The sequence below is a fragment of the Sphingopyxis terrae subsp. terrae NBRC 15098 genome (assembly GCF_001610975.1).
GTDB classification, from domain to species: Bacteria; Pseudomonadota; Alphaproteobacteria; order Sphingomonadales; family Sphingomonadaceae; genus Sphingopyxis; species Sphingopyxis terrae_A.
The window spans coordinates 3,052,417-3,079,048 of the sequence record NZ_CP013342.1 but is presented as its reverse complement, the minus strand read 5'-3'; the positions used below and the strand labels follow the sequence as shown (position 1 = coordinate 3,079,048).

Sequence of the window (26,632 nt, the reverse complement as noted above, 5' to 3'; positions counted from 1 at the left end):
CTCCCGTCCGTCAGATCAGCGTCAGCTGTGCGACCGGCGCAAAGCTCGCGCGGTGGAGCGGCGTCGGCCCCAACTGCCGCAGCGCCGCCAGATGCTGCGCGGTGCCATAGCCCATATTCGTCTCCCAGCCAAAACCGGGAAAGCGGCGCGCCGCGTCGGCCATGAAGCGGTCGCGATGCTCCTTGGCGATGATGCTCGCCGCCGAAATACAAGGGTGCAGCGCATCGCCGTCGACGATCGCCTGCGCGCGCCAGCGCCATCTGGGCAGGCGATTGCCGTCGACCAGCACCTCGCCGGGCTCGACCCCCAGTGCCTCGACCGCGCGCGTCATCGCAAGGAAAGTCGCCTGCAAAATGTTGATGCTGTCGATCTCGGTCACGCTCGCTTCGCCGACGCCCCAGCGGCAACGCGCCTTGATTTCGATCTCCAGCGCGGCACGGCGCTTCGCGCTCAATTTCTTGCTGTCGTCGAGACCGTCGATCCCGTCGTCGCACAGGATCACCGCGGCCGCGACCACCGGACCCGCGAGCGGTCCGCGCCCCGCCTCGTCGACGCCGACGACGATCATATCCGCCACGGCGGATAACGCCGATATTCGCCCGCCTGATAGAGGCACAGACGATTGCCCGCGGGATCGGTCAACCGCGCCTCGCGCCAGCCCCATTCCTCGTCGCGCGGCATCTGGTCGAAGCGCGCCCCGCGCCGCGCGAGATAGGCGACCCAGGCGTCGAGCGCGCCGCTTTCCAGATAGGTGGTCGTCCCGCCCGCGTCGCCGTCGCCGACATGAATCGAGAGGGTGACGCCGTTCGCAGCCTCGAAGCGGGCATAGCCCTTTGCGTTGCTATCGACGATCTGGGTCAGCCCCATTTGTTTGTAGAAGGCCACCGAAGCCGCATAATCGGTCGCCGGCAGGGTGATCTGGTTGAGTGCAGGGCCGGTAAACAGCCCGTCGTTCCGCACCCCCTGTTGCCCCATCGGACCATGCCCCTCGCCCAATCCGGGCGCATCCATCAGCGCCAACCGCACGAAGTCGCGCGCGCGCGCCACCGCGGGCTCGAGCGGCATACCCTGCGCCAGCCCGGTCGCGATTGCGCTGGCAAGCGTGCAGCCGGTACCGTGGGTGTTCATCGTCGCGATACGCGGGGCTTCCCAGCGCGCCACTTCGCCCGCATCGGCCTCGATCAGCCGGTCGACCACGGTGTCGCCTTCGCCATGCCCGCCCTTGGCGAGCAGCGCGCAGCCATGCGCCAGCACCGCCGCCTCGCCGCCGAGCGCCGCCAGTTCGCCGAGATTGGGCGTCGCCACCGCCGCCCGGTCCAGCAGCGCCTCGAACGCGCGGATTGTGTCGGCGTCGGCAAGCACCGATCCGCTGGTGGCGACCATGACCGGGTCGAACACCACCGCGGCCCCGGCCATGTCGGGCCGGCGAAGCCGTTCGGCGACCGCCGCCGCGGTTGCCGCGCTGCCGATCATGCCGATCTTCACCGCGTCGACGCCGATGTCGGCGACGACGCTGTCGATCTGCATCAGCACCATCTCGGCCGGGATCGCGTGGACGCCCTGCACGCCCATCGTATTCTGCGCGGTGATCGCGGTGATCGCGGTCATCGCGTGGCCGCCGAGCATGGTGACGGTCTTGATATCCGCCTGAATGCCCGCACCGCCGCCGCTATCGGAGCCGGCGATAATCAGAACGCGTGCGGTCAACGCTTGAACTTTCGCTCCGTCGAAGCGGGGAATTTCGCCAGCGCAGCGCCTTCGCGCAGCGGACGGTCGAGCAGGTCGCCGCCGCAATTGGGGCAGCGTTCGTCGAGCTTGTCGGCGCAGGTCGCGCAAAAGGTGCATTCGAACGAGCAGATGAAGGCGCCGTGAATGTCCGCGGGCAAATCACGGCCGCAGCGTTCGCAATCGGGTCGCATTTCAAGCATGTACAAATTCCTTAAAAGCCGTTCGCCCTGCTCTTGTCGAAGGGGGGCCGTTCTTCCTGCTCGGTTCATAGAGAAGAGAATGGTGCTTCGACAAGCTCAGCACGAACGGGATGAGACTATTCGGTTGTCAATTCGCCGCCGCCGCGCGCACCGCGTCGCAGATCATGTCGACCACCTGTTCAACCTCACCCGCATCGTCGCCTTCGGCCATGACGCGGATGACGGGTTCGGTGCCCGAGGCCCGGATGACAAGGCGGCCGCGGCCGTCGAGCATGGTTTCACCCTCGGCGATCGCCGCCTGCACCGTCGGCGCGTCGAGCGGTTTGCCGCCGGCGAAGCGCACATTCTTCAAAAGCTGCGGGACCGGGTCGAATTGGTGGAGCAACTCGCTCGCCGGTCGTCCGGCGCGGACGAGTTCGGCAAGCAATTGAAGCGCGGCGAGCGTCCCGTCGCCCGTCGTCGCATGGTCCGACAGGATCATGTGCCCCGATTGTTCGCCGCCGACGTTGAAACCGCCCGCCTTCATCCGTTCGAGGACATAACGGTCGCCGACCTTGGTCCGCTCGAGCCGCAGCCCCTCGCTCTCGAGAAAGCGTTCGAGGCCAAGGTTCGACATCACCGTCGCGACGACGCCGCCGCCTTTGAGCCGTCCCTGCCGCGCCCAGCTCGCCCCGATCAGCGCCATGATCTGGTCGCCGTCGACGATGTTGCCCTTTTCGTCGACGACGATCAACCGGTCGGCGTCGCCGTCGAGCGCGACCCCGATGTCGGCGCCGCTCGCCACCACCGTTTCCTGAAGCAGCGCCGGCGCGGTCGATCCGCAGCGGTCGTTGATGTTGGTGCCGTTGGGTTCGACGCCGATCGCGATCACGTCGGCGCCCAGTTCCCAGAATACGGTCGGCGCGCTGTTGTAGGCGGCACCATTGGCGCAATCGAGCACCAGCTTCAGCCCGTCGAGGCGCACCGAGCCGGGCAGGCTCTGCTTTACCGCGTGAATATAGCGCCCGCGCGCGTCCTCGATCCGTTTGGCGCGGCCGATATGCGCGGGTTCGGCAAGCGCCGGCGCCGCTTCGAGCAATGCCTCGATCTGCATTTCATCGGCATCGGACAGCTTGTAGCCATCGGGCCCGAACAGTTTGATGCCATTGTCGTGGAAGGGATTGTGGCTGGCAGAGATCATCACGCCCAGATCGGCGCGCATCGACTGCGTCAGCATCGCCACTGCAGGCGTCGGCATCGGGCCGACCTGCACCACGTCCATGCCGACGCTGGTGAACCCCGCGACCAGCGCATTTTCGAGCATATAGCCCGACAAGCGCGTATCCTTGCCGATCACGACGCGATGTTTGTGCCCGCCGCGCAGGAAATGCGCGCCCGCCGCCATGCCGACGCGCATCGCCACTTCGGCGGTCATCGGCACCTTGTTGGTCAGGCCCCGGATCCCGTCGGTTCCGAAAAACTTGCGCATGCCGTCTCCGCTTCCTAATCCTCGGGGTTCACGCTCGCCCACCCCGGCAGTCCGGACGGCACTAAGTCACCCATATTTGCTTGGCAAGCAGGCCGGAGGTTTTGAACTTGAAATCGGCATGGATCATCCTGTCATCGCTGATTGCAGGCATGCTGCTCGGCATCCTGCTCGACATGGCCGCCCCGACAGCGGGCACGGCGTCGCTTCCCTATGTCGAAACCGTCGGCCTGTTGTGGCTGAAGGCGCTGACGATGCCGATCATCCCGCTAATCGTCGCGCTGCTGATCACCGGCATCACTGCGACCGCAGACGCCGCGCGCGCGGGAACGCTCGCGGCGCGGTCGGTCGGCATCTTCATGGTATCGATTTTTCTCACCGGCCTGATGTCGCTGCTCGTCACGCCGCTGTTGCTCCGCCTGTTTCCGCTGTCGCAGGGCGCCGCGGCGGCGCTGCGCGGCGGGCTCGGCGGCGCGACCGAAGCGCCGCCCTCGCCGACCTTTTCGGATTTCATCCTCGGCCTGATCCCCGCCAACCCGATCGCCGCGGCGGCGGAGACGACTGTCCTGCCGCTGATCGTCTTCACCACCATCTTCGCCTTCGCGATGACGCGCATCGCCCCCGACGCGCGCGCCAGCCTGTCGGGCCTGTTCAAGGCATTGGGCGACACGATGCTCGTCGTCATCGGCTGGGTGCTTGCGCTCGCCCCGATCGGGGTGTTCGCACTCGGCTATGCGCTGGCAATCAAGGCCGGGCTCGCGGCGTTCGGCGGTCTTCTCCACTATGTGCTGATCGTCTCCGGCGTTGGCGTCTGCTGTATTCTCCTCGGCCTCGCGCTCGCCTGGCTGGTCGTCGGCGTCGCGCCGGCGCGTTTCGTCCGGGCGATGGTGCCCACGCTCGCCGTCGCGCTGTCAACGCAAAGCTCGCTCGCCAGCCTGCCCGCGATGCTCCGCGCGACCGAGGATCTGGGCGTCGATCCCAAAAAGGCCGATATCGTCCTGCCGCTCGCGGTGGCGCTCTTCCGCTTTACCAGCCCGGCGATGAACCTGGCGGTGGTCGTCTATATTGCCTGGCTGTTCGGCCTGACGCTGTCGCCGTGGACGATGGCGGTCGGCCTTGCCGTCGCGATGGCCGCGGCGCTGAGTTCGGTCAGCCTGCCCGGATCGATCAGCTATGTCACATCGATCGCGCCGATTGCCGTATCGATGGGGGTGCCCGTCGCGCCGCTGGGGCTGCTCGTCGCGGTCGAGACCTTTCCCGACATATTCCGGACATTGGGCAATGTTATCGCCGACGTCGCCGCGACCAAATATGCCGCCGACGGCGTTCGCGACGAAGCAGAAGGAGAAGCAGCATGAAATATCGCAAGCTCGGCCACGGCCTCGAAGTCTCGGCGATCGGCGTCGGCTGTATGCCGATGATCAAGGGCGGCAATATCCTCTATGGCGAAGCCGCCGACATGGACGAGGCGACGCGGACGATCCACCGCGCGATCGACATGGGCGTCACCTTCTTCGACACCGCGCAAATCTATGGCCCGTTCACCAATGAAGAACTGCTCGGCGAAGCCATCAAGGGCAAGCGCGACGGTCTTGTCATCGCGACCAAGTTCGGCTTCCGCTTCGACGGCAAGCAGATCGTCGGCGTGGACGGCAGCCCCGACAACGCGCGGCGCGCCTGCGAAGGCTCGCTCCAGCGCCTTGGCATCGACACGATCGATCTCTTCTACCAGCACCGCGTCGACCCCTCGGTACCGATCGAGGAAACCGTCGGCGGGATGATGGAACTGGTCAAGGAAGGCAAGGTGCGCCACATCGCGCTATCCGAAGCCGGCCCCGAGACGCTGCGCCGCGCCGCCAAGGCCGCACCGATCACCGCCTTGCAGAGCGAATATTCGATCTGGGAGCGCGACGTGGAGGATGAAATCCTGCCGGTCTGCCGCGAGTTCGGCATCGGCTTCGTCCCCTATTCGCCGCTCGGCCGCGGGTTCCTTGCGGGCGCGGTGCGCAGCCGCGACGAGCTGCCCGAGCATGACTGGCGCCGCAACGACCCGCGCTATTCGGAGGAAAATCTGCCCGCCAACCTGCGCATCGTCGATGCGATCGGCGCAGTCGCCGACCGGCACCGCGTGTCTAAGGCGCAGGTCGGACTCGCGTGGCTGCTCGCGCAGGGCGACGACATCGTCCCCATTCCCGGCACCAAGCGCCGCGCCACGATGGAAGACAGCATGGCCGCCGCCGACCTGACCCTCAGCGCCGACGATATTGCGGCGATCGACGCAGCAGCGCCGAAGGGCGGCACCAGCGGCCCGCGCTATGGCGAACAGGGAATGCGGATGGTGCGGCTGTAGGGTTTCGGGTTTCGGCCGGAACAAGTCCCGTCGCCCCCCGCGAAGGCGGGGCCGCTGTCGGTTTACGCAGCGCCGCAAAAAAGGCCGATTGCGGCCCCCGCCTGCGCGGGGGCGACGTTCTGAAGCAACGTCCGCTAACGACCCTGAAGCGGACACTCATGCTTCCCCCAACCCGTTCGCATCGAGCGAAGTCGAGATGCCCCTCGGACTAGGCGCCGTGTCGACGGGTGTCTCGACTTCGCTCGACACGAACGGGAAAAAACGGATTTCGATCACACTCCGTCATCCCGGCGAAAGCCGGGATCTCACCCTATCGCGGTAGCGCACCAGAAAGATCCCGGCCTTCGCCGGGATGACGAAAATGGAGGGTGGCGCTTCCCATCTGTGGACGCCCCAAAAGACGCAAGCGATTTTTGGAGGTAGTGCACGTAGTCGGATGCGGCCATCTGTCCGGCCTTGCAATGCAGCATCGGAGGCTGCGGGCCCGTATGGGAGTTCGCGGACCGGAACCACATCACCCACAGCGTGCTCGCGGCACAGTGGAAAGCCCTGGTTCTTCCGGCCCCGTCTCGCCGACTGTTGTGCCATACTCTCCTTCGACCGACTACGCCTTCCGGCGACCTCTGGTCCGCCTTGGCTTACGCCGCGGCTGCGACCGGAGCTCTGTAATCCTCTCCCTTTACAAGCACGGCCCAGATGATCCGCGCTGTCTTGTTGGCAAGGGCAACCGTGACTAGCATACGCGGTTTCCTCGCCATCATCTGCTCGAGCCAGGAGCCTTGAGGCGCGCCTCGCTTGCTGGCCTGCAGGACCACCGCACTGCAACCGATGATGAGCAATCGCCGCAGTGTGCGCTCGCCCATTTTGGATATCGAGCCCAGCTTCTGCTTGCCGCCCGTCGACATCTGCCTTGGCGCCAGACCTAGCCACGCCGCAAAGTCCCGTCCCTTGGTGAAGCTTTCTGCTGGAGGCGCCAGAGCCGCCAATGCGGTGGCCGTAATCGGTCCAACCCCAGGGATCGTCATAAGCCGCCTCGCGACGGCATCCTCACGAGCCCGGCGCGCAATCTCCTTGTCGAGATCGCCGATCTTCTCGTTCAGCTCCTCCAGCAGGTCGAGCATCGTGCGGAACATCGACCTGGCTGCCTCGGGTAGCGACGAGGCCATCTCGTCCTCAAGCAGATCGCCGAGCATCGCGACGTGCGAGGGACCCTTGGGCGCTACCCAGCCATATTCGGTAAGATGACCTCGGATGGCATTGATCAGCTGGGTGCGCTGCCGCACCAGCAGGTCACGGGTCCGGAACACCAGGCCTGACGCCTGCTGCTCTTCGCTCTTGATCGCCACGAACCGCATGCTCGGGCGCTGGGCGGCCTCGCAGATCGCCTCCGCATCCGCCGCATCATTCTTGTTCCGCTTCACGAACGGCTTCACATACGCGGGCGGGATCAGCTTCACCTTGTATCCCAGCCGTGTCAGCTCTCGGCCCCAATGGTGCGCGCCCCCACAGGCTTCCAGCGCGACCGTACAACGCTGGTGCCCAGCAAAGAACTCCAGCAGCTTCCCTCGGCCGATCTTGCGGCTGAACAGTGCTCGCCCGCTCGCATCCGCGCCGTGCGCATGAAAAACATTCTTCGCGATATCCAATCCGATTATGCTAACTTCCAACACGGACGCCTCCTCTAGTGGTGTGATAACACCTCCACTATGGCACATCGATGCCGCCGGGGGGCGTCCACCCCATCACCCCAAAGCCACCGTCCCCTACCCGTTCCGATCGAGCCGTTTGCTCAAGTCTTCGACCTTCTCGACCAGGTCGGCGATGCGCATGCGGTCGATCTTTTCGTGCAGGCGCATGATTTCCAGTTCGGCGCGCAGGTTGATTTCATAATCGAGCCGGGCCGACAGCCGGTCCTTCGCCGCCTGCCGGTTCTGGCTCATCATGATCACCGGCGCCTGGATCGCCGCGAGCATCGAGAGCATCAGGTTGAGGAAGATATAGGGATAGGGATCGAAGACGAGCCCCGCACGCGCGAGGACGCTCGAATTGAGCAGCATCCACGCGACGAGCACGACGCCGAAGGCGATGATGAAACCCCACGAACCGCCGACCGCCGCCACCCGGTCGGCCAGCCGGTCACCGAAGCTCGCTTCCTCATCGTCGATCTCGCCCGCGTTGCGGCTGGTCGGTGCGCGTTCGGCGATGGCGCAGATGACGCGCTGCTCCTGTTCGTCGAGTTCGTTGAACGCGCGCCCGAGCAGGCGCAGCGCCATGTCCGCGATCCGGGCTTCGTCATTCATGACGGTCAGCCGATCCAGCGCCAGATGCCCGCCGCCATATAGCCGAGCGCGCCATGCCCCCAGGTCGCCGCGAGCCACAGCAGGATGCCGCCGAACAGCGCATGGCCGCGCGGGATCGCATCGCCCCACGGCGCCGCCCCCGCAACCTGGCGCCCGAACGGCACGAAGCTCGTCCGCGCCGCCCAGTGGCGCCACGCATCACCCATCAACCGCGCCTTCTTCGCATCCTGCCCCGCCGATCCGACAAGCGCGAGGAAGGCGATCGTCGCCGACAGCAGCAACTGCGCGCCCGTCGGCATGACGAGCGCGTGGGCGAACGCCCACAGCGCAAAGCCCCACATCATCGGATGACGGGTAATCGCGAAAACCCCGCGCGGCGCCCCCTGGGCGGCGAACGCCGCCTTCGGCGACGGCAGCGCCGGATTGCCGATCAATGACCCCATGAACAGGATGCTCGCAAAGAGGACGATCAAGGTCGCGAGCGCCCATAGCGGATCGTCGACCATCCACAGCGGCGGTTCGGGCGGCATCGCGCGCCACGCCTGAACGAGCGGAATGAACGTGGCGAAGGCCACGATCGAATAGACGATTTGGAACCCTCGCTCGCCGAGCCGGCTGGCCAGCCCGTCGCGCAGCGGGTGCGACAGGAGGAGGTGCGAGCCGACAAACAGCACCGCGGTTGCGATCAACAGCGACATGGGGTTCATCGGCTCGCCTCCTTCATCTCGCGGCGCGCTCAGCCTCTCTGGCGCTTACCGGTCATAGGCCTTGGGCAATGCGCCTTCTTGCGGCGTCGCATAGCGATCGCGCAAGCGGTCTTGTCGCGTCACGAGCGATTGGCGCTTGCCGTCGATCCACACCGCGGTCGGCCGGCTGCCGAGTTCGAGCGGATCATTGTCCCAGATCACGACGTCGCCGACGCGCCCGGCGCGCAGCGATCCGATCGTGCCGTCCATGCCGACCGCCCGCGCAGGGGCGCTGGTGATGGCGGCGAACGCCTGATCCCAGCTCAGCCCGCTGGCGCCCGGCAGCTTCGTCAGGGCAACCAGGTTGCCGGCATATTGCGTGGTATAACCCATCTTGTGCGCGTCATCGTCGTCGAACACGCCAACCGAAACATCGACGCCGGCGGCTTCGAGCCGCCCGGCATTCGATTGCGTCGCGCCCAGCCGTTCGAAGCTCGCGGGGAGGTCGCTCAGCGGCGAGACCAGCACCGGCACCTTCGCCGCAGCGATGTCCCGGGCGACGAGCCAGCCCTCGGTCGCGCCGACGAGCACGAGCTTCAGCGCCGGAAATTCGCCCTTCAGTTTCAGCACGTTCAATATGTCGGCGGCGCGATCGACGCGCACGAACAGCGGGGTCGTGCCGTTGATCACGCGGACCAGTGCGTCGGCGTCGGCGCGCTGGATCAGCGCGTCGCTGCCCCATTCGGCAAGCGTCGCGGGATTGCGGGCATAGCTGCGCGCCGCCAGCAATTGTTCGCGGAACATCAGGAAGGTCGCCGCGCGGCTTCCCCCCGCGTTCGACGATCCGCCCTCGCCGAATTCGATGAACTGCAGCGCGCGCGGGCGCGTCACCATGTCATTGTCGTCGCCCAGATCGACGACCGCCCCTTGGCCCGCGAACAGCCCGCTGCTGTCGCCCGGCGCAACGATCGCGCGGGTGACGCCGGCGGCGCGGTTGACCGCGACGGGCGAGCCCATCGGGTTGAGCGCGGGCGCGATGTCGATACCCGCCGAAAAGCGCGAACGACGCGCCGAGCGGTCGTTGCTGCCCTGCACGGCATCGACCTCGACCAGTCCGACGCGGCTGAACGCCGCGACGATGCCGGGCGTTACCCAATGGCCGCCGGCGTCAACGCGCTCGATCCCTGCGGGGACCGCAACGCCCGCGCCGGCGGCGACGATCTTGCCGCCGCGCACGACGACTGTGCCGCCCTCGATCGGGGCGCTGCCGTCGCCGATGACGAGCCGCGCGTTGGTGATCGCAACATCCTGTGCCGCGACCGGGGCCGCGATCAGCGCGGCGGCGGAAAGCAGAAGCGCGCGCATCATTTCACATCTCCCTCGCCGGGCTGCCCCAGCTCGAAATCGCTCACCGGTCGCCGCTTGGGATCGGTCGCGTCAAACATCAGCGCGCCGTCGATCCAGACCTTTTCGGGCCGCGTATAGACGCTGAACGGGTTGCCGTTCCACAGCACGACGTCGGCCATCTTGCCCGGCTTCAGACTGCCGGTCTTGTCGGCGATGCCCAGCGCCTTGGCGGGATTGTACGACAGCCAGGTCCACGCCTGTTCGTCGCTGATCTGCATCCCCATGCGCCGCCCGGCGGCAAGTCCCTTCGCCGCTTCCTGGTTCAGGCGCTGGATCTGGTTTTCGTCGTCCGAATGGACGATCGTGCAGGCGCCCGCCTTGTAAACAAGCGCAATATTTTCGGGCACCGAGTCATAGGCTTCCATCTTGAAGCCCCACCAGTCGGCCCAGATGGCGGCACAAATGCCTTCCTTCGCCAGCACGTCGGCGATCTTGTAGGCTTCGACCGCATGGTGGAACGCCGACACCTTATATCCGAACTCGTGGCTCATATCGATGACCTGCGCCATTTCGTCGGCGCGGTAGCAATGGTTCTGAACCAGGATTTCGCCCGACAGCACGCCGGCGAGCGTTTCCATCGCCAGATCGCGATCGACCGGCTTTCCTTCGTCGAGCTTCTTCTTATAGGCTGCGGCCTTGGCCCAGGTCGCACGATCGACCGCGAAATTGCCCATGCGGGTCGAGGGCATGCGCCCCTTGCTGCCATAGACGCGCTTCGGATTCTCGCCGCACGCCATCTTCATACCATAGGGGGCACCGGGGAATTTCATCCCCTGCACCGTGCGCGCCGGAACATTTTTGAGCACGACCGAGCGGCCGCCGATCAGATTGGCGCTGCCCGGCAGAATCTGGAGGCTCGTCACCCCGCCATTGGCGAGCGCACGGCTGAAGCCCGGATCCTGCGGCCAGACGCTATGCTCGGCCCAGACTTCGGGCGTCGTCGGGCTGGTCGCCTCATTCCCGTCCGAATGCGCATCGACCGACGGGCTCGGATAGACGCCGAGGTGGCTGTGGATATCGATCACGCCGGGGGTGAGATATTTGCCACTGCCGTCGACGACGTCATAACCCGCGGGGGTCGCCGTATCAGGGCCGCCGATGCTCACCACCTTGCCGTCGGCAAACAGCGCGACGCCATTGTCGATGCGGCCGCCTTCGCCGTCGAAGATCGTCACGCCGCGCACCGCCGTGGGGCGGCCTGCATAGGCGTGATAGGTCGACGGATAGGGATCCTTGTTGAACTTCACCGGCTTTTCGGCGCTCGCGGCGGGCTTGTCGCCCGCCGACTGCGCCGAGGTGCCCGACGCCGCGCAACCCGCGAACGCCAGCGAAACGGCAGCCAGCAGACTGCCCTTCACGCCCCTGATCATGTGCTTATGCCCCCTTCGGTTCGGGATGCGTCCCCGCCGCTTGCGGTTCGGCAAGTTCGCCAGCTCCGGCAACGCTGTCGTCGCGGTCGCGCAGCGTGTCGAGGTGCATCCACTTCTTCACGATAGGCGACAGCGCCAGCACGACGACGCTGACGCCGATCGTGATGATGCCGATTTCCTGATAGATGGCGAGCGTCGCCTCCTTGGTCATGTTGCCGCTTTCTCCGCCGGTCGCTTCCCCGATCTTGCCCGCGACGAAATTGCCGACCGCGGTCATGTAGAACCAGGCGCCCATGATGAGCGAGGCCATGAACGACGGCGCGAGGCGATTCATCGCGCTCAGCCCCACCGGCGACAGGCACAGCTCGCCGGTCGTGTGGAGAAGATAGAGCAGGAAGACGAACAGGACGGGCGTCGCGACTTCGGGTCCGACGCTGCTCGCGCCCCACACGAAGACGAGGAAGCCCGCCCCGACCTGCGCGAGCGCCAGCGCGAACTTCGCCGGCGCCGAGGGTTCGAGCCCGCGCTTGCCCAGCCACTGCCACAGCGCCGCAAAGACCGGCGCGAAGAGGATGATGTAGATGGGGTTGATCGACTGGAACACCGAAGCGGGAACGCCGCCCTTGTCGACATAGCGGTCGGTGTAGAGGTTGAAGCTGCCGCCGGCCTGTTCGAACAGACCCCAGAACAGCGGGTTGAGCGCGATCAGGAACAGAATGGCGAAAATGCGTTCGCGCGGTTCCTTCTCGAGCTTGAAGGCCTGGAACAGCACCCAGCCGAGCAGGCCGAGGCCCGAAATGACGAGCAACGTCTGGATCACGTCCTGATACTGGACGAGCGCCCACATCACGCCGACGGCGACAAGGCCGACGCCATAGATGCTCCACTCCTTGGATTTCGCGAGCGGTGCGGGTGCCTCGCCGGCGCCGAGCAGGACATTCTTGCCGAGCACGAAGACGATCAGGCCGGCGACCATGCCGATGCCGGCAAGACCGAAGCCATAGGCCCAGCCGATCTTCTGGCCGAGATAGCCGACGAGGATCGTGCCGAGCGCCGCGCCGACGTTAATCCCCATGTAGAAGATGGTGTAGGCCGCATCGCGGCGCATGTCGGTCAGGCGATAGAGCTGGCCGACCATCACCGAGATATTGGCCTTGAGGAAACCCGAGCCGACGATGATGAGCGCGAGCGCGAGCCAGAAGATGTTGATCGCGGGATCGGCCTGCTTCGTCGCGGCATCGGTGATGCCGTGATCGCCCTCGAAGGCCATGAACAAATGGCCGAAGGCGAGGAGCACACCGCCGAACAGCACCGCCTTGCGCTGCCCCAGATAGCGATCCGCAAGATATCCGCCGAGCACGGGGGTGATATAGACGAGCGCGGTATAGGCGCCGTAGATCAGGTTCGATTTGCCGTCCGAAAACAGCCAATGCTGCGTCAGGTAGAAGATCAGCAGCGCGCGCATGCCGTAGTAGGAGAAGCGTTCCCACATCTCGGCAAAGAACAGCATGTAGAGGCCCTTGGGATGGCCGGCGAATTCAGGTTTCTTGCTGGCGGCGACCAAAGCGCCGATGCTCAAAAAGACCCCCAGGATGACCAGCGCGATAACCGCGATCCAGTCCCCCTCGTCCCATAAGGCCATATTTTTCATCTATATGCGTCCCTTTTCCCGGATGGTTTTGCCGCGGACTTCTGCCGCGCGAATGGGGCAACCTAGCGCGAAAATTGCGTATGGGAAGAATCTAATTGCGCATGAAACCAAAGCGCCCGACGCGGCGGGGTTGCGCGGATGCGGGCGAGACGCCACATGGCGCGCGATGTTCAACGACACCTCTTCGCTGAAAAGCCACCTCGCCACGCGCCGCTCGGGCAAGGCGCGCGACATGGTCGCCCCTGGGCCCGACGCGGACGAATTGCGCGCGATCATCGAACTCGCGCTGCGCACGCCCGATCATGGCAAGCTCGCCCCCTGGCGCATCATCACGATCGCGCCCGAACAGCGCGATGCCTTTGCCGCGCTGCTCAAGCAGGCATGGGTTGCCGAAAATCCCGGCGCGGCCGGCATGGATCTCTCTGCGCTCGACCAGTTTGCGCATCAGGCGCCGACGCTGCTGCTCCTCGTCTCGGCGCCCGTCGCGGGCAGCAAGATCCCGCTGTGGGAACAGCAGATGTCGGCGGGAGCAGTCGGCATGAACCTGCTCCACGCCGCGCACGCCCACGGCTATGTCGGCAGCTGGCTCACCGGCTGGGCGGCGTTCAGCCCGAACGTCGGCGCCGCATTCGGGCTGCGCGAAGGCGACGCGATCGTCGGCTATTTCTTTATCGGCACCCCCTGCGCCGACCTGTCGGAACGCCCGCGTCCAGATTATGACGAAATCGTCAGCGCCTGGGACATTTAGTGTCGCCTAATATCAGCAGAAACTAATTTTCTTCAATTGACTGTGCTGCTGTCTTATGGCATTAAGGCGGCATGCTCGATCAGACCAAACCCGTTTATCAACGGCTTCGTGACGTGATCGCCAATGCGATTCTCGACGGCACCTTTCGCGACGGCGACATGCTCCCGTCGGTCCGGTCGCTCGCTGCCGAGGAAGGCGCCAACCCGCTGACCGTCGCCAAAGCCTATCAGACCTTTCAGGACGAAGGTCTGGTCACGGTAAAGCGCGGGGTCGGCATGTTCGTCGCCGAGGGTGCAACCGATCGCCTGCGCACGCTGATGCGCGAAGATTTCCTGACCAACGTCTGGCCGCCGGTCGCCGAGCAGATGCGCCGCATCGGCCTCGACGCGCGGACGCTGCTCGACCTCACCGACGCCTGATCGTCATTCCCGAACGCGACGAGCGGGGCCGCTGCGCCGCCGCTGCGGGAAGACACGATGCTGCGTCAGCCCTTTCCACTGACGCCGCCACCTGCTAGGCGCCCGGCGCCATGTCCCAGAACCACCCAGACCGCCGCACCTTCGCCATCATCTCGCACCCCGACGCGGGCAAGACGACGCTGACCGAAAAGCTGCTCGTTGCGGGCGGCGCCATCCATATGGCGGGCGAGGTCAAGGCACGCGGACAGGCGCGGCGCGCCCGCTCCGACTGGATGAAGATCGAACAGCAGCGCGGCATTTCGGTGACCTCGTCGGTGATGACCTTCGAACATCAGGGCCTTGTCTTCAACCTGCTCGACACGCCGGGGCACGAGGATTTCAGCGAGGACACCTATCGCACGCTCACCGCGGTCGATAGCGCGGTGATGGTGATCGACGCCGCCAAGGGGATCGAACCGCAGACGCTCAAGCTGTTCGAGGTGTGCCGCCTGCGCTCGGTGCCGATCATCACCTTCATCAACAAGGTCGACCGCGAAGGCCAGTCGCCCTTCGAACTGCTCGACGAGGTCGCCGACCGGCTGGCGCTCGACGTCTGTCCGATGAACTGGCCGGTCGGGATGGGCGGCACCTTCTCGGGCCTCTATGATCTGGTCGAACCGTCGCTCGCGGTCCCCGGCAAGGAAGCCTCGCGGGCGTTCGAGGGCGAACGGATCGCGCTCACCGGCCATGACGATCCGAAGCTGGCGGCGGCGGTCGATTCGCGTGCGCTCGATCAGTTCAACGAAGAAATCGAGCTCGCCTCCGCGGGCTATGCGTCCTTCGACGTTGACGCCTATCGGAACGGCGACCTCACCCCCGTCTATTTCGGCTCCGCGCTCAAGGAATTCGGCGTCGTCGATCTGCTCGCCGGGCTCGCGGCGCATGCGCCGGGACCGCAGCCGCAGCCTGCCGAACCCGCGCCGGTACGCCCCGACGACGATGCCGTCACCGGCTTCGTCTTCAAGGTACAGGCGAATATGAACCCCGCGCACCGCGACCGCATCGCCTTCATGCGCCTGTGTTCGGGCAAGTTCGAGCGCGGGATGCGACTGACGCAGGGCGGCACCGGCAAGGCGATCGCGATCAGCCGCCCGATGCTTTTCCTCGCGCAGGACCGCGAAATGGCCGAAGAAGCCTGGCCCGGCGACATCATCGGCATCCCCAACCACGGAACGCTGCGCGTCGGCGACACCCTCTCCGAACGCAGCGACGTGATGATCACCGGCCTGCCGAACTTCGCCCCCGAAATCCTACGCCGCGTCGCGCTCGTCGATCCGACCAAGACCAAACAGCTCCGCAAGGCGCTCGACGACATGGCCGAAGAAGGGATCATCCAGGTCTTCTATCCGGAGATCGGGGCCAACATGATCGTGGGCGTCGTCGGCCAGCTCCAGCTCGACGTGCTGATCAGTCGGCTCGAGGCCGAATATAAGGTCGAGGCAAAGCTCGAGGCCAGCCCGTGGGATACCGCGCGCTGGATCGCCAGCGATGACGCCGCCGCGCTTAAGCAGTTCCAGGCCGACAATCGCGGCGCCGCCGCCACCGACCGTGACGGCGCGCCGGTCTTCATGGCCAAGGATGCGTGGGAAGTCGGCTATGTGACGCAGCGCAACCCGTCAATCCGCTTCACCGCGACCAAGGAACGGGTGTTCGCACCGGCCCAATAATCTCGCCGCCCCCGCGAAGGCTGGGGCGACCTACATCAGAGCAGGCTCAGCAAATCTGCGGGCGCAGCGGCCGCGTCGCTCTCCTCTTCCTCGCCCTCGAACTTGCTCAGCGTCACGCCGAGCAGCCGGATCCCCTGCTCGACCGGCAGCAAGGGGGCAAGGATCGCCTCCCCCGCCGCGAGCAACGCCGCCCCGTCGGCGATCGGCGCTGCCACCGACTTTGCGCGCGTGATCGTGCGGAAGTCGGCATAGCGCAGCTTCAGCGTCACCGTCCGCCCGCGCGCGCGCTTCTTCGCCGCCCGGTCCCATACCACGGTGCAGACATGGGCGAGCGCCTCGCGAATTTCGGTGTCGCTGACCAGATCGTTGAAGAAGGTCCGCTCGCCGCCGAGGGACTTGAGCGGCCGGTTCGACCGGACGCGGCGATGGTCCACCCCGCGCGCCAGGTTATAGAGCCATTCGGCGCTATTGCCGAAATGCGCCGCCAGCCACGCGCGGTCCTGCGCCGCCAGATCGGCGCCCGAAAAGATGCCGAGCCCCTCCATCTTCGCGGCGGACACGGGGCCGATGCCATGAAACCGCCGGATCGACAGCGTCTGGACGAACGTCGCGCCTTTCCCCGGCGGAATCACCGTCATCCCGTCGGGCTTGTTCTGATCCGATGCCAGCTTGGCGATGAACTTGTTGTACGACACGCCGGCCGACGCGGTCAGGCCGGTTTCGGCGCGGATGCGTTCCCGGATCAGCCGCGCGGTCGCCGTCGCGCTGCCCAGTTCCGCCTTGTCGCGCGTCACGTCGAGATAGGCTTCGTCGAGCGACAACGGTTCGACATCGTCGGCGTAGTCGTGAAAGATTGCGCGGATCTGATGCGATATCGCGCGATAGGCGTCGAACCGCGGCGGCACGAAAATCAGCTCGGGACACTGGCGCTTCGCGGTGATGCTCGGCATCGCCGACCGGACGCCGAATTTGCGCGCTTCATAGGATGCGGCGGCGACCACCCCGCGCCGCGGAGATCCGCCGACCGCGACGGGCTTGCCGCGCAGCGCCGGATCATCGCGCTGCTCGACCGAGGCGTAAAAGGCGTCCATGTCGACATGGATGATTTTGCGAACCGGCGCCTCGCCGCCGTCCGCTTCACTGTCGCCGGTCTCGCTCACACGCCGATTCCTAGCATGTTGCCACGATGTTCTCAATCACCGCTGCGCGTTCCGCTTGACGACCCCGCCCCAAACTGGCAATCGCGCGCACCTTGGCGAAGCGGGTATAGCATAGTGGTAATGCTCTAGCCTTCCAAGCTAGCTAGGCGGGTTCGATTCCCGCTACCCGCTCCAACTTCCCCTGCATCACCGCCCGATCTGATCGGCCTTGTCGCGCAGGTCGGCTGCCGCCTGATCCTTCCCCCGCCGTTCGAGAAGATCGGCATAGAGCCGCATGATGTCGGCGTTCAGCGGCTGCAGGCGATAGGCGAGCGCGATCATCGGCAGTGCGCGGGCGTCGTCGCCCTTTGCGGCCCAGGCGCGCGCCAGTTCGCGCAGGATGACTACGTCGCGGTTGCCGATCCGTTGCCGCACCCGGTCAAAATGGGCGATCGCCTGATGCCAATGCCGCAAGTCCATCGCCAGATGCCCCGCCAGCCGTTCGGCGGCGAGGCTCGATGGCTGGCGATTGCGCAGCGCGAGGATCGCCGCGCCCGATCCCGCCGGATCGCCCGAGCGATAGAGCGCGTTGGCGAGCCGCAGCGTCGTGCGCTCCCCCGCGTCGAGGTCGCGCGCGGCACGATAGGCGGCGATGGCAAGATCATAGCGCTCGCCCGCCAGCGCCGCGTCGCCGAGCAGGATATGCGCGTCGGCGACGCCGCGATTGGCGTCGCGCAGCCGCGTCGCGCGCGCGATGGCCCGGGCATATTGGCCGCTTGCCATGTCGGCCGCGATCGCCGGGATCGCCTTTGCCGGATCGAGCGGGGCGGCATCGGCCGCCATCGCGACCAGGCCATAGTCGTTATCGACCGCAAAGGGTCCAGCCTCGCCGCGCGCCAGGCTGGCGGCGCGCGCCTGATAATCCGCAGATACGCCGCCTCGGCCTTCTTCGGCAGCGACGCGTGCAGCAAGCAGCAGCGACCAGCTATCGGCATCGCCGCGATCGACGATCGGTTGCAGCGCCGCCATCGCGCCGTCGTCGTCGCCATCGGCCCAGTTCGCCGCGGCCAGCACGCGCCGCGCGGTGAAATTGTCGGGCTGTTCGGCAAGCAGCCGCTCGGCCCAGCTCGCGCCGACTGCCTCGCCGCCCAGTTGCAGCTCAACGATGGCGCTTAGCAGCATGAAGCCCGGTTCGTCGTCCATCTGCCCGCGTGTGCGCTGGAGCAGGCTGCGCGCGAGCTGATAATCGTCGGCGCGCGCCGCGAGCACTGCCTGCAGATAATAGATCCGCGGATCGCCGGGGATCAGCGTCGCGGCGTGGCGCAACGCGACCAGCATGTCGCGATAGCGGCCGATATCGCCGAGCGTCGCGGCCTGATCGATCAGCGCCCCGGCATTGTCGGGATCGGCGGCGAGCGCCGCGTCGTACCAGCGCAGCGATGCGCGCAGCCCCTCCTCGGTGCGGACGAGATTGGCCTTGAGTGCCAGCGCTGCGCTGTTCGTTCCATCGAGTTCGATCGCATAGTCGGCCGCATCGCGGGCGCCCTTGATATCGGCATTGGCATTGCGGAAGCGCGCGACATCGACCCACAGCATTGAATCGCGGGGCAGTTCGCGCACCGCGCGGTCATAGGCGTCGCGCGCCGACGCAAGGTCGCCATTGTCCAGATGGACGTTGCCCGCGACCCACGCCGCCTCGCCCATCATTTCGGGTGCGATCGGACCGCCGTCGAGTTCCTCGAAGGCGCGGCGGCCGTCGCCCTGCATCGCATAGGCGCGCGCGAGCAGCGGGCGCAGCACGGCGCGATTGCCGCCCGCATCGATCGTCGCCTTGACCGCGGCCTCGGCCGCCACTCCGTCGCCGAGCCGGAACAATATGCGGATCAGCCGGATGCGCGGTTCGAACGATTGCGGATCGTCAGCGACCGCCCGTTGCAGTTCGGCGCGGCGCTCCTGCAGGTCGGCGCGCGAACCCGGCGGCTGCGGCGCGGCGCAGCCGGCGAGCGCCGACGCCGCGACCAGCACGGCCAGCCAAGGCCCGCGCCATGCCATTCAGGCCTGAATCCGATATTGCTTGAGCAGGTCGTAAAGCGTGGGGCGACTGATCCCGAGCAATTTGGAGGCAAGCGAGATATTCCCCTCGCTTTGCGTCATCGCGCGGCGGATCGCCACGCGGTCGGCGGCTTCGCGCGCGCTGCGCAGATTGAGGTGGCTTTCCCCGGGCTCGTCGCCGCGCCCCGCAATGTCGAGATCGTCCTTCGTCACCAGCTTGCCGTCGGCCATGATGACCGCGCGCTTGATCCGGTTTTCCAGCTCGCGCACATTGCCCGGCCAGCGGGCCGCATCGATCGCCTGCAACGCATCGGGTGCAAAGCCGCGCACCGCCGGGTTCATTTCGGGCGCATATTTATGCAGGAAATGCCGTGCGAGCAGCACCGCGTCGCCCGGCCGTTCGGCGAGCGCGGGGATCTTCACCACCATTTCGGCGAGCCGGTAATAAAGGTCATCGCGGAAGGCACCTTGGGCGATCATCGCGTCGAGGTCGCGGTGCGTTGCACAGACGATGCGCGTATCAACCGCGATCGGCTTGCGGCCGCCGATGCGCTCGATCGTGCGTTCCTGCAGGAAACGCAGCAGCTTCACCTGCAGCGGGAGCGGAATGTCGCCGACTTCGTCGAGGAACAGCGTGCCGCCGTGCGCCAGCTCGATCTTGCCCTCGGTGGTCTTGACCGCGCCGGTGAACGCGCCCTTTTCATGCCCGAACAATTCGCTTTCGAGCAGATTTTCGGGGATGGCGGCGCAGTTGATCGCGACGAAAGCGCCGTCCCGCCGCCCGCTCGCCTCGTGCAGCCCGCGCGCGAGCAATTCCTTGCCCGTGCCGCTGGCGCCGAGTAGCATCACCGACACGTCGAGGTTGGCGACGCGCTCGATCGTGCGCGCAACCTTCTGCATTTCGGGGGCGCCGGTAATCATGCCGCCGAGGACGCGGTTGTCGCCCGTCCCTGCCTCGGCAAGCCGCGCATTTTCGACCTCGAGCGCGCGGACGTGAAAGGCGCGGCGGACGATCAGGCCCAGTTCGTCGATGTCGATCGGTTTCTGATAAAAATCCCAAGCCCCGCTTGCGATAACGGCAAGGGCGCTGGAGCGCTCGCCATGCCCCGAAACGACGATCACCTTGGTATCGGGCTTCAGCTCGAGGATCGCCTGCAGGATGCGGAAGCCCTCGCGCGTTCCGTCGGGATCGGGCGGAAGGCCGAGGTCGAGCGTGACCACCGAAGGTTCTTCCGCGCGCAGCAGGTCGATCGCGCTGTCGTGGTCGCCCGCGACCAGCACCTCATAATCTTCATAGGCCCATTTGAGCTGCGTCTGCAGCCCCGGATCGTCCTCGACGACCAGCAGTTTCGGGCGGGGCGCGCCGGTGTCGCTCATTGATTTACTGCTTTCCTGTCGTCCTGATCGTCATTCACCGCGTCGCGCCCGTCGGCGAGCGGCAGCCACAGCGAAAAATCGCTGCCCTTGCCCGGCTCGCTCGTCACCTCGATCCGCCCGCCCATCGCCTGCGCCAGCCCCATCGCCTCGAACGCCCCCAGCCCGAAGCCGCCATCCTTGGTCGACACAAAGGGTTTGAACAGTTCGTCGCGGATGAAGGCGCGCGTCATGCCGCTGCCCTGGTCGATGACATCGATCCGCACCCGGCCCTGTTCGGCGACTGCGATCAGTTGCACTGGCGTATCGGACGGCGAGGCGTCGATGGCATTGGTGACGAGATGCTGGACGATCTGCCGGATCGACGCCGCATCGCCCCACGCCGTCAGCCCCGCCTGACACCCGACGAACAGCGCGCGGCGCGCGCGCACTTCGGCTGCGACGTCGTTTAGCACCGGCTCGATCAGGACGCGTCCGCGCTCGCCCGCGGGTCCGCGGCCGCGCGGCGACAGTCGTTCGAGCAGATCGGACAGGCGCCCCGCCGAAATGCGCAGCGTCTCGATCATGTCGGCACGAAACTCCGGCTTGTCGGCATGGCGCTCGGCATTGCGCGCGAGCAGCGACAATTGGCTCGCCAGATTCTTGATGTCGTGCATGATGAAGGCGAAGCGGCGGTTGAATTCGTCGAAGCGCTTGGCTTCCGACAGCGCCTGCTGCCCCTGCGCTTCGGCCAGATAGCTCGCCGCCTGCTGGCCCGCGATGCGCAGCACGTCGAGATCCTCCCAGTCGAGCGCGCGCGACACCGGCGGGCGGTGGAGCACCACGACCGCAATCATTCGCTGGAAATGCAGCACGGGCACCACCACCCACGCCCGCGGGTCGGAGAGCAGCCAGTCGGGAAACGCCAGATCCTCAGCCCCCTGCCGCTTGCCCGCGCGTTCGGCGTCGAGATCGACGATGTGCCGCGTTTCCTGAAGCATATAGGCCGATCGCGGCGACAGCGACGCATCGCCCTGCCCCTCGCCCTCGCCCGCGTCGGTCCAGCGCCACCGGTCGGCGGCCCGAAAGCCGCCCTGCCCGTCGGGTACCAGCAGCAGCGCGCCAGGACTGCCGGTCAGTTCGGCGAGCGCCTTGGCGACACGGCGGTGGAGATCGCCCCCATCCTCGCCCCCCTCCACGCCATCGCCCGCGCGTTCACCGAACTGGCCCAGCGTCGCGGTGAAGCGCAGCCATTCGGCGCGGTAATCATAGCGGTGCTCGAAGAAATGCTTGGAGATCATCACCGACAGCCAGGCACGCGTCGGCGCCGACAGCAGCAGCAGCCCGCCGATACCCAGCGCCGCGATCAGGAAGATCCCCTGCGCCGCCTCTCCATAATCGCCGCCGATCAGCCGCGTGACCGCCCCGACGACGCCGATCAGCACCAGATAGGCGGCCGCCGCAAGCAGCAGCATCCCCCGTGCCGCGACGCTGCGCGACAGGCGGATACGCTCGCGCCCGACGTCCATCGCGGCGAGCACGAACAGCGGCAGGATCAACAGCGCGACCGCGGGAAGCAGCGCGATCAGCGTCGTCGCGCGGGTGCCGGTCAGCGCCCCGATGAACTGGATATTGAGCTCATAGGTCCACAGCATCGCGAAGCCGCCGGCGATTGCCAGCACCGGGGTGCGGATCGCGGCGCTCGCGCGGCGCACGCCGCCATCGACGACGATCAACCCGCCCGTCGCGACGATCATCGCCGAAATCGCAAGCGTCGGCGCCGCCCAGGATTCAGCCGCATCGCCGCCCTGCCAGATCGACAGCGCGCCGATACCGAACATCAGGAAACAGATGGTCAGCAGCAGTCGCTGAACCAGCCGCAACGGCCGCCCCATCGGCGCCGCCGCACTCCAGAAACTGGCGCCGAGCCATAGCAGGATCGCCGCATCGCGCAGCGGTTGCACGACGAGCGCGGCCGCACTGTCCGGCCCCGCGAGCCACAAGGCGCCGCACCACACGGCCATCGCCGCCGCCGCCGCAATCGTGGCGCGCGGTGCGGTGAGCAAGGCCGCCATGCGCGCGCGCGGCCGCACGAGCAGCCAGATCGCGGCGCCCGAAAAGCCCAAGGTTCCAAGCCCGGCGAACAAATGCGTAAGGCCGGCGAGAAGCGTCATCGTCAGCGCGCGCCCTCCGGCCACAGCACGACGCGCACCGTCTGGAGCAGGATCAGAAGATCGAGGAAGGGCGAATAATTCTTTGCATAATAAAGATCATATTCCAGCTTCACCCGCGCATCCTCGACCGACGCGCCATAGGGATAGTTGATCTGCGCCCAGCCGGTCAGGCCGGGCTTCACCATATGGCGTTCGGCATAATAGGGCAGCTGGCGTTCGAGTTCGTCGACGAAGCTCGGCCGTTCGGGGCGCGGGCCAACGAAGCTCATCTCGCCTTTCAGCACGCACCAGAGCTGCGGCAGTTCGTCGATGCGCAGCTTGCGGATGATGTGGCCGACGCGCGTGATGCGGGGGTCGTTTTCCGCCGCCCACACCGCCTTGCCCGCCGCTTCGGCATCGGTGCGCATCGAACGGATCTTCAAGATATTATAAGGTTCGCCGAACAAACCGACGCGCGGCTGGCGATAGAGGACCGGCCCCTTGCTATCGAGTTTCACGGCAAGCGCCGCGATCAGCGCGAGCGGCAGGCCGATCACCAGCACGATCAGGCTGGCAACGATATCGAACAGCCGTTTGCCGACCTTGGAGATGCGTTGCCCCGCCGAAAAACCGTCGGAAAAGATCAGAACGCTGGGGTTTGTCGTCGCCAGATCGACGCGGCCCGTTTCGCGTTCGATGAAGCTGGCGATGTCGTTGACATGCACGCCGGTCGTCTTGACGCGCAGCAGATCGGCGAGCGGCAGCGCATTGCGCCGCTCCTCCATCGCGAGCACGACCTCGCCCGCGCGCAGCGCAACGACATGGTCGGACAGGTTGGCGATCGCTTCGCGTGGGACCGCCTCGGCAATCGTGCGCTCGTTCCCGGTCATCGCAACGAAGCCGACGACGTCGATGCCGCTTCCCGGCGCCTCGGCCAGCGCGCGCAGCCGCGCCGCGCGCGCGCCGGCGCCCAGCACGAGGATGCGCCGCTTGAACGCATCGGCGCCCGCACTTTGCGTCAGTGCCAGCCGGATGAGAAACAGCGCCGCGATCGCCAATCCCATCGCGTAAAAGCTGTTGACGCGCCACAGCGTCGCGGTCGGCAGAAGAAAGCCGACCACCGAAAGGAAAATGACGCCCAGCGACACCGCGGCGAGCAGGCGCGCCGTCGCGAATTTCATCGATCGCAGCGCTTCGGCGCCATACATGCCGGTCGCCATCATCGCGAGCGAATTGGCGACGGCAAAGGTGGTGAGCGGCAACCAGCGATCGCTGAAGTCACCGGCATCGAAGCCGGCGATATGCGCATAAAGCGCCCACGCCGCATTGGCAGACGCAAACAGCGCCGCAAATTCCAGCAGCGCGAGCCAGACGACCGCGTGCGGGACATAATGTTTGAACAAACGGAACATGTTGCGCCTGGCCCTTTCGGGCTGACATCCTAAGGTCGAGGCGTGAAGTGTCGGTTAATTTTACACTCGCGCCGGACCCTATTCGGGGATGACCGCGCGACCGACAGAGGATAGAGCCAGGGGATGAGTACCGAAATTCAACCGATCATCCTGTGCGGCGGCGCGGGTACCCGTCTCTGGCCCGAATCGCGCGGTGATCGCGCCAAGCAATTCCTGCCGCTGACCGGCTCCGAAAGCCTGCTCCGGCAGACCGTCGCCCGCACCCCAGCCGGGGCGCATTTCACGCCGCCCGTGATCCTGTGCGGGACAGGCCATGTCGCGACCGTGCGCGACCAGATGGGCGATCATGAGGCCGCGCTGCTCGTCGAACCGATGCCGCGCAACACCGCCGCCGCCATCGCGCTTGCGGTGGCGCGCGCCGACGCCGACAGCTTGCTGCTCGTCATGCCCAGCGACCATATCATCGCCGACGTTTCCGCCTTCCACGCCGCCATCGCCAAGGGCGCGCATCTGGCGCAGCAGGACTGGCTCGTCACCTTCGGCATCGCCCCCGACCGCCCCGAAACCGGCTTCGGCTATATCGCCAGCGGCGCCGCGCTCGGCGACGATGGTTTCGCGGTCGCCCGCTTCGTGGAAAAGCCGCCCCTGGCCGAGGCCGAACATATGCTGGCTGCAGGCGGTTATAGCTGGAACGCGGGCATTTTCCTGTTTCGCGCTGGCCGCATGCGCGATGCGATGCTCACCCATTGCCGCGCGATCTTCGAAGCCGCCGACCGCGCCGTCGCCGCGGGCCGATATGACGGCGACGCGCTCTATGCCGACGCCGACGCCTTTGCCGCCGCGCCCTCCGATTCGATCGACTATGCGGTGATGGAAAAGGACGACCGCGTCGCCGTCGTTCCCGTGGCGATGGGCTGGTCGGATCTCGGAAGTTGGCAGGCCGTCCACGCTCTGGCTGGCGGCAAGGATGCCGACGGCAATGCGGTCAGCGGCGACGCGTTCCTGCACGACAGTCACGGCAATCTTGTCCGTGCCGGCGGCAAGCGCGTGTCGCTCGTCGGGATGGAAGGCGTCGCGGTCATCGTCGACGGCGACGACATTCTCGTCATGCCGCTCGACCGCTCGCAGGACGTCCGTGCCGCGGCCAAGGCACGCGGTTAGGGCGCGAGGCGCGCGCCATTCTCCTCCGCGGGCAGGATATCGACCTGCGCTGCCAATATCCGCTGGCGCATCGCGTCCCAGTCGGCGAAGCGCCAGAAGGTCGGGCTGTCGCGTCCGACAATACGCGGATTATCTGCCGATGGCCCGATGGCGCGGTCGTGGAACGCGATCTCGGTCAGCGTCTCGCAGTCGAAGAAGATGCGCACCATGACATCCTCAGCATAGTCGCCCGCGCTGCCCGTCACGACGCCCAGTTCGCCGCACGACAGCCGCACCAGCGTCCCGACCGGATAAATGCCCAGGCTGTCGGCGAATTGTTCGAGCAGACGGCTATCGAAATGCCCGTGCCATTGCTGCATTTCGGTCAGCGCCTCGCACGGCGTCCACGGATCCTTGTAGGGACGCTCCGACGTCACCGCGTCATAGACGTCGCAGATGGCACCCATCCGCGCGAACAGCGACAATGCCTCGCCCGACAGGCCATCGGGATAGCCGGCGCCATCGACCTTCTCATGGTGCCGCAGGCAGACTTCGAGCGCCGCCTCGGGAACATCCTTCGAATTGGCGAGCAATTGGTGGCCAGCCGCCGGATGCCCGCGCACCGAATCGCGCTCAAGATCCGACAGCGCCCCCGACTTGGTCAAAATGTCGTCCGAAATCGCAATCTTGCCGACATCGTGAAGCAGTCCGGCGACGCCCAGATCCTGCACGACGCGCTCATCGAGTTCCAGATGCCGCGCGAAATTCATCATCAGCGCGCACACCGCCACCGAATGGAGATAGGTATATTGGTCCTTTTCCTTCAGGCGGACGAGATTGATCAGCGCCTTGGGATCGCGTTCGATCGACGCGCCGATCGATTTGGCGAGCGGCACCATCCGCCGGGCCTCGACCGCGCGGCCCAGCCGAGCCGTCTCGAACATTTCGCTGACCGCTTCGCGCGACCGTTCGATGGCGCGGCGCGCGCGGCGACATTCGGCGGCATAGCCCTTGCGCTGGCGCGGTTCGTCGCGCGGCGGCGGAGGCGGGGGCACCATGGGCTCGGGCCAGGCGATCGGCCGTGCCGCGGCGCGCGATGGCTGGGGACGCGCAGGAAGTTTCGCCGCGACCGACTCGGGCCACGGCGCGTCTGTCGCTTCATCGATGTCGCTGCGGCTCTTGTCGATGATCAGCGCGTCGATTGCGGAGGCGCGGATACGCAGCAATTGTTCCATCGTTTCGACGCGAAAATGCCGACGCCAAAATGGGTGATCGAACCACGAGCCTTCAAAGCCGTGGACGAACATCCCGATCTGAGCCTCTTCGGGCTTTATCCGAACCAACATAACGCGC

General features: G+C 66.3%; 22 protein-coding genes and 1 tRNA gene. 7 read left to right on the top strand and 16 right to left on the bottom strand.

The genetic code is table 11. From position 1 onward, the window contains the following. Nucleotides 1-10: 10 nt before the first annotated feature. The 4 genes from AOA14_RS14625 to glmM form a co-directional block, all read right to left on the bottom strand. Complete coding sequence (locus tag AOA14_RS14625; protein WP_058811756.1) at nucleotides 11-568, bottom strand: ribonuclease HII; 558 nt, start codon at nucleotides 566-568, stop codon at nucleotides 11-13. Beyond that, nucleotides 565-1,707, bottom strand: a complete 1,143-nt coding sequence (gene thiD, locus AOA14_RS14620) for a bifunctional hydroxymethylpyrimidine kinase/phosphomethylpyrimidine kinase (RefSeq protein WP_062902320.1) — start codon at nucleotides 1,705-1,707, stop codon at nucleotides 565-567. Before thiD ends, AOA14_RS14625 begins: the two co-directional genes overlap by 4 nt. Next, complete coding sequence (locus tag AOA14_RS14615) at nucleotides 1,704-1,928, bottom strand: DUF1272 domain-containing protein (RefSeq protein ID WP_003051183.1); 225 nt, start codon at nucleotides 1,926-1,928, stop codon at nucleotides 1,704-1,706. Before AOA14_RS14615 ends, thiD begins: the two co-directional genes overlap by 4 nt. A 127-nt stretch (nucleotides 1,929-2,055) precedes the next feature. Continuing rightward, complete coding sequence (glmM, locus tag AOA14_RS14610; protein WP_062902319.1) at nucleotides 2,056-3,396, bottom strand: phosphoglucosamine mutase; 1,341 nt, start codon at nucleotides 3,394-3,396, stop codon at nucleotides 2,056-2,058. A 107-nt stretch (nucleotides 3,397-3,503) separates the two neighbouring features. Here glmM and AOA14_RS14605 point away from each other — a divergent pair, with 107 nt between their 5' ends. After that, on the top strand, nucleotides 3,504-4,751 hold the full coding sequence (locus AOA14_RS14605; protein WP_082819946.1) for a dicarboxylate/amino acid:cation symporter: 1,248 nt from the start codon (nucleotides 3,504-3,506) through the stop codon (nucleotides 4,749-4,751). After that, on the top strand, nucleotides 4,748-5,743 hold the full coding sequence (locus AOA14_RS14600; protein ID WP_062902318.1) for an aldo/keto reductase: 996 nt from the start codon (nucleotides 4,748-4,750) through the stop codon (nucleotides 5,741-5,743). The genes AOA14_RS14605 and AOA14_RS14600 overlap by 4 nt, the downstream gene beginning before the upstream one ends. A 638-nt stretch (nucleotides 5,744-6,381) precedes the next feature. Here the strand turns inward: AOA14_RS14600 and AOA14_RS14595 are convergent. From AOA14_RS14595 to AOA14_RS14570, 6 genes are all read right to left on the bottom strand, one after another. Continuing rightward, on the bottom strand, nucleotides 6,382-7,413 hold the full coding sequence (locus AOA14_RS14595; RefSeq protein ID WP_062901951.1) for an IS110 family RNA-guided transposase: 1,032 nt from the start codon (nucleotides 7,411-7,413) through the stop codon (nucleotides 6,382-6,384). Nucleotides 7,414-7,506: 93 nt separating this feature from the next. Further along, complete coding sequence (locus AOA14_RS14590) at nucleotides 7,507-8,043, bottom strand: DUF1003 domain-containing protein (protein ID WP_062902317.1); 537 nt, start codon at nucleotides 8,041-8,043, stop codon at nucleotides 7,507-7,509. 5 nt (nucleotides 8,044-8,048) lie between these two features. Next, nucleotides 8,049-8,750: an NnrU family protein gene (locus AOA14_RS14585; RefSeq protein WP_062902316.1), complete on the bottom strand. Its 702-nt coding sequence runs from the start codon at nucleotides 8,748-8,750 to the stop codon at nucleotides 8,049-8,051. Nucleotides 8,751-8,795: 45 nt separating this feature from the next. After that, the gene (locus AOA14_RS14580; RefSeq protein WP_003043520.1) at nucleotides 8,796-10,097 is read right to left on the bottom strand and encodes an amidohydrolase family protein; all 1,302 of its coding nucleotides are present in this window, start codon (nucleotides 10,095-10,097) and stop codon (nucleotides 8,796-8,798) included. Next, nucleotides 10,094-11,506, bottom strand: coding sequence for an amidohydrolase (locus tag AOA14_RS14575; protein ID WP_202988275.1), 1,413 nt, complete (start codon nucleotides 11,504-11,506; stop codon nucleotides 10,094-10,096). The genes AOA14_RS14580 and AOA14_RS14575 overlap by 4 nt, the downstream gene beginning before the upstream one ends. 4 nt (nucleotides 11,507-11,510) lie before the next feature. Then, a complete protein-coding gene (locus AOA14_RS14570) occupies nucleotides 11,511-13,157 on the bottom strand; it encodes a peptide MFS transporter (protein ID WP_062902315.1) in 1,647 nt (548 codons plus the stop codon). A 166-nt stretch (nucleotides 13,158-13,323) separates the two neighbouring features. On the opposite strand from AOA14_RS14570, the gene AOA14_RS14565 reads away from it, so the two are divergent. The 3 genes from AOA14_RS14565 (at nucleotide 13,324) to AOA14_RS14555 (ending at nucleotide 16,030) form a co-directional block, all read left to right on the top strand. After that, a complete protein-coding gene (locus tag AOA14_RS14565; RefSeq protein WP_062902314.1) occupies nucleotides 13,324-13,905 on the top strand; it encodes a nitroreductase family protein in 582 nt (193 codons plus the stop codon). Between the two features lie 71 nt (nucleotides 13,906-13,976). Beyond that, complete coding sequence (locus tag AOA14_RS14560) at nucleotides 13,977-14,324, top strand: GntR family transcriptional regulator (protein WP_003043532.1); 348 nt, start codon at nucleotides 13,977-13,979, stop codon at nucleotides 14,322-14,324. A gap of 110 nt (nucleotides 14,325-14,434) precedes the next feature. Next, nucleotides 14,435-16,030, top strand: coding sequence for a peptide chain release factor 3 (locus AOA14_RS14555; RefSeq protein ID WP_062764671.1), 1,596 nt, complete (start codon nucleotides 14,435-14,437; stop codon nucleotides 16,028-16,030). Nucleotides 16,031-16,065: 35 nt separating this feature from the next. Here AOA14_RS14555 and dinB read toward each other — a convergent pair whose 3' ends face one another. Further along, complete coding sequence (gene dinB, locus AOA14_RS14550) at nucleotides 16,066-17,190, bottom strand: DNA polymerase IV (protein ID WP_062902313.1); 1,125 nt, start codon at nucleotides 17,188-17,190, stop codon at nucleotides 16,066-16,068. Nucleotides 17,191-17,290: 100 nt separating this feature from the next. Here dinB and AOA14_RS14545 point away from each other — a divergent pair. Further along, nucleotides 17,291-17,364 (top strand) — tRNA-Gly (locus tag AOA14_RS14545). 12 nt (nucleotides 17,365-17,376) lie between these two features. Here the strand turns inward: AOA14_RS14545 and AOA14_RS14540 are convergent. Genes AOA14_RS14540 through AOA14_RS14525 form a run of 4 tightly spaced genes read right to left on the bottom strand, consistent with a single transcriptional unit; the run spans nucleotide 17,377 to nucleotide 24,139 of the window. Beyond that, nucleotides 17,377-19,221: a tetratricopeptide repeat protein gene (locus AOA14_RS14540; protein ID WP_062902312.1), complete on the bottom strand. Its 1,845-nt coding sequence runs from the start codon at nucleotides 19,219-19,221 to the stop codon at nucleotides 17,377-17,379. Then, the gene (gene prsR / locus AOA14_RS14535) at nucleotides 19,222-20,598 is read right to left on the bottom strand and encodes a PEP-CTERM-box response regulator transcription factor (protein WP_062902311.1); all 1,377 of its coding nucleotides are present in this window, start codon (nucleotides 20,596-20,598) and stop codon (nucleotides 19,222-19,224) included. Continuing rightward, nucleotides 20,595-22,748 carry an XrtA/PEP-CTERM system histidine kinase PrsK gene (gene prsK / locus AOA14_RS14530; RefSeq protein ID WP_062903191.1) on the bottom strand — a complete coding sequence of 718 codons (2,154 nt, stop codon included), beginning with the start codon at nucleotides 22,746-22,748 and terminating at the stop codon, nucleotides 20,595-20,597. The genes prsR and prsK overlap by 4 nt, the downstream gene beginning before the upstream one ends. A 2-nt stretch (nucleotides 22,749-22,750) precedes the next feature. Then, nucleotides 22,751-24,139 (bottom strand): TIGR03013 family XrtA/PEP-CTERM system glycosyltransferase, encoded by a 1,389-nt coding sequence (locus tag AOA14_RS14525; RefSeq protein ID WP_062902310.1) that lies wholly within the window; start codon nucleotides 24,137-24,139, stop codon nucleotides 22,751-22,753. A 123-nt stretch (nucleotides 24,140-24,262) separates the two neighbouring features. Here AOA14_RS14525 and AOA14_RS14520 point away from each other — a divergent pair, with 123 nt between their 5' ends. Next, the gene (locus tag AOA14_RS14520; protein ID WP_062902309.1) at nucleotides 24,263-25,300 is read left to right on the top strand and encodes a mannose-1-phosphate guanylyltransferase; all 1,038 of its coding nucleotides are present in this window, start codon (nucleotides 24,263-24,265) and stop codon (nucleotides 25,298-25,300) included. Here the strand turns inward: AOA14_RS14520 and AOA14_RS14515 are convergent. Continuing rightward, nucleotides 25,297-26,625 (bottom strand): HD-GYP domain-containing protein, encoded by a 1,329-nt coding sequence (locus AOA14_RS14515; RefSeq protein WP_082819944.1) that lies wholly within the window; start codon nucleotides 26,623-26,625, stop codon nucleotides 25,297-25,299. The two genes, AOA14_RS14520 and AOA14_RS14515, sit on opposite strands and share 4 nt — an antisense overlap. Between the last annotated feature and the right edge of the window lie 7 nt (nucleotides 26,626-26,632).

Bases quoted from the DNA above. Each gene is read 5' to 3' on its own strand.
- AOA14_RS14555 (WP_062764671.1), top strand. From the start codon at position 14,435: ATGTCCCAGAACCACCCAGACCGCCGCACCTTCGCCATCATCTCGCAC.
- prsK (WP_062903191.1), bottom strand. From the start codon at position 22,748: ATGACGCTTCTCGCCGGCCTTACGCATTTGTTCGCCGGGCTTGGAACC.
- AOA14_RS14525 (WP_062902310.1), bottom strand. From the start codon at position 24,139: ATGTTCCGTTTGTTCAAACATTATGTCCCGCACGCGGTCGTCTGGCTC.
- AOA14_RS14580 (WP_003043520.1), bottom strand. From the start codon at position 10,097: ATGATGCGCGCGCTTCTGCTTTCCGCCGCCGCGCTGATCGCGGCCCCG.
- AOA14_RS14560 (WP_003043532.1), top strand. From the start codon at position 13,977: ATGCTCGATCAGACCAAACCCGTTTATCAACGGCTTCGTGACGTGATC.
- AOA14_RS14515 (WP_082819944.1), bottom strand. From the start codon at position 26,625: ATGTTGGTTCGGATAAAGCCCGAAGAGGCTCAGATCGGGATGTTCGTC.
- AOA14_RS14565 (WP_062902314.1), top strand. From the start codon at position 13,324: ATGTTCAACGACACCTCTTCGCTGAAAAGCCACCTCGCCACGCGCCGC.
- AOA14_RS14625 (WP_058811756.1), bottom strand. From the start codon at position 568: ATGATCGTCGTCGGCGTCGACGAGGCGGGGCGCGGACCGCTCGCGGGT.
- AOA14_RS14585 (WP_062902316.1), bottom strand. From the start codon at position 8,750: ATGAACCCCATGTCGCTGTTGATCGCAACCGCGGTGCTGTTTGTCGGC.
- AOA14_RS14615 (WP_003051183.1), bottom strand. From the start codon at position 1,928: ATGCTTGAAATGCGACCCGATTGCGAACGCTGCGGCCGTGATTTGCCC.
- AOA14_RS14575 (WP_202988275.1), bottom strand. From the start codon at position 11,506: ATGATCAGGGGCGTGAAGGGCAGTCTGCTGGCTGCCGTTTCGCTGGCG.
- AOA14_RS14590 (WP_062902317.1), bottom strand. From the start codon at position 8,043: ATGAATGACGAAGCCCGGATCGCGGACATGGCGCTGCGCCTGCTCGGG.
- AOA14_RS14520 (WP_062902309.1), top strand. From the start codon at position 24,263: ATGAGTACCGAAATTCAACCGATCATCCTGTGCGGCGGCGCGGGTACC.
- glmM (WP_062902319.1), bottom strand. From the start codon at position 3,396: ATGCGCAAGTTTTTCGGAACCGACGGGATCCGGGGCCTGACCAACAAG.
- AOA14_RS14540 (WP_062902312.1), bottom strand. From the start codon at position 19,221: ATGGCATGGCGCGGGCCTTGGCTGGCCGTGCTGGTCGCGGCGTCGGCG.
- AOA14_RS14570 (WP_062902315.1), bottom strand. From the start codon at position 13,157: ATGAAAAATATGGCCTTATGGGACGAGGGGGACTGGATCGCGGTTATC.
- prsR (WP_062902311.1), bottom strand. From the start codon at position 20,598: ATGAGCGACACCGGCGCGCCCCGCCCGAAACTGCTGGTCGTCGAGGAC.
- AOA14_RS14600 (WP_062902318.1), top strand. From the start codon at position 4,748: ATGAAATATCGCAAGCTCGGCCACGGCCTCGAAGTCTCGGCGATCGGC.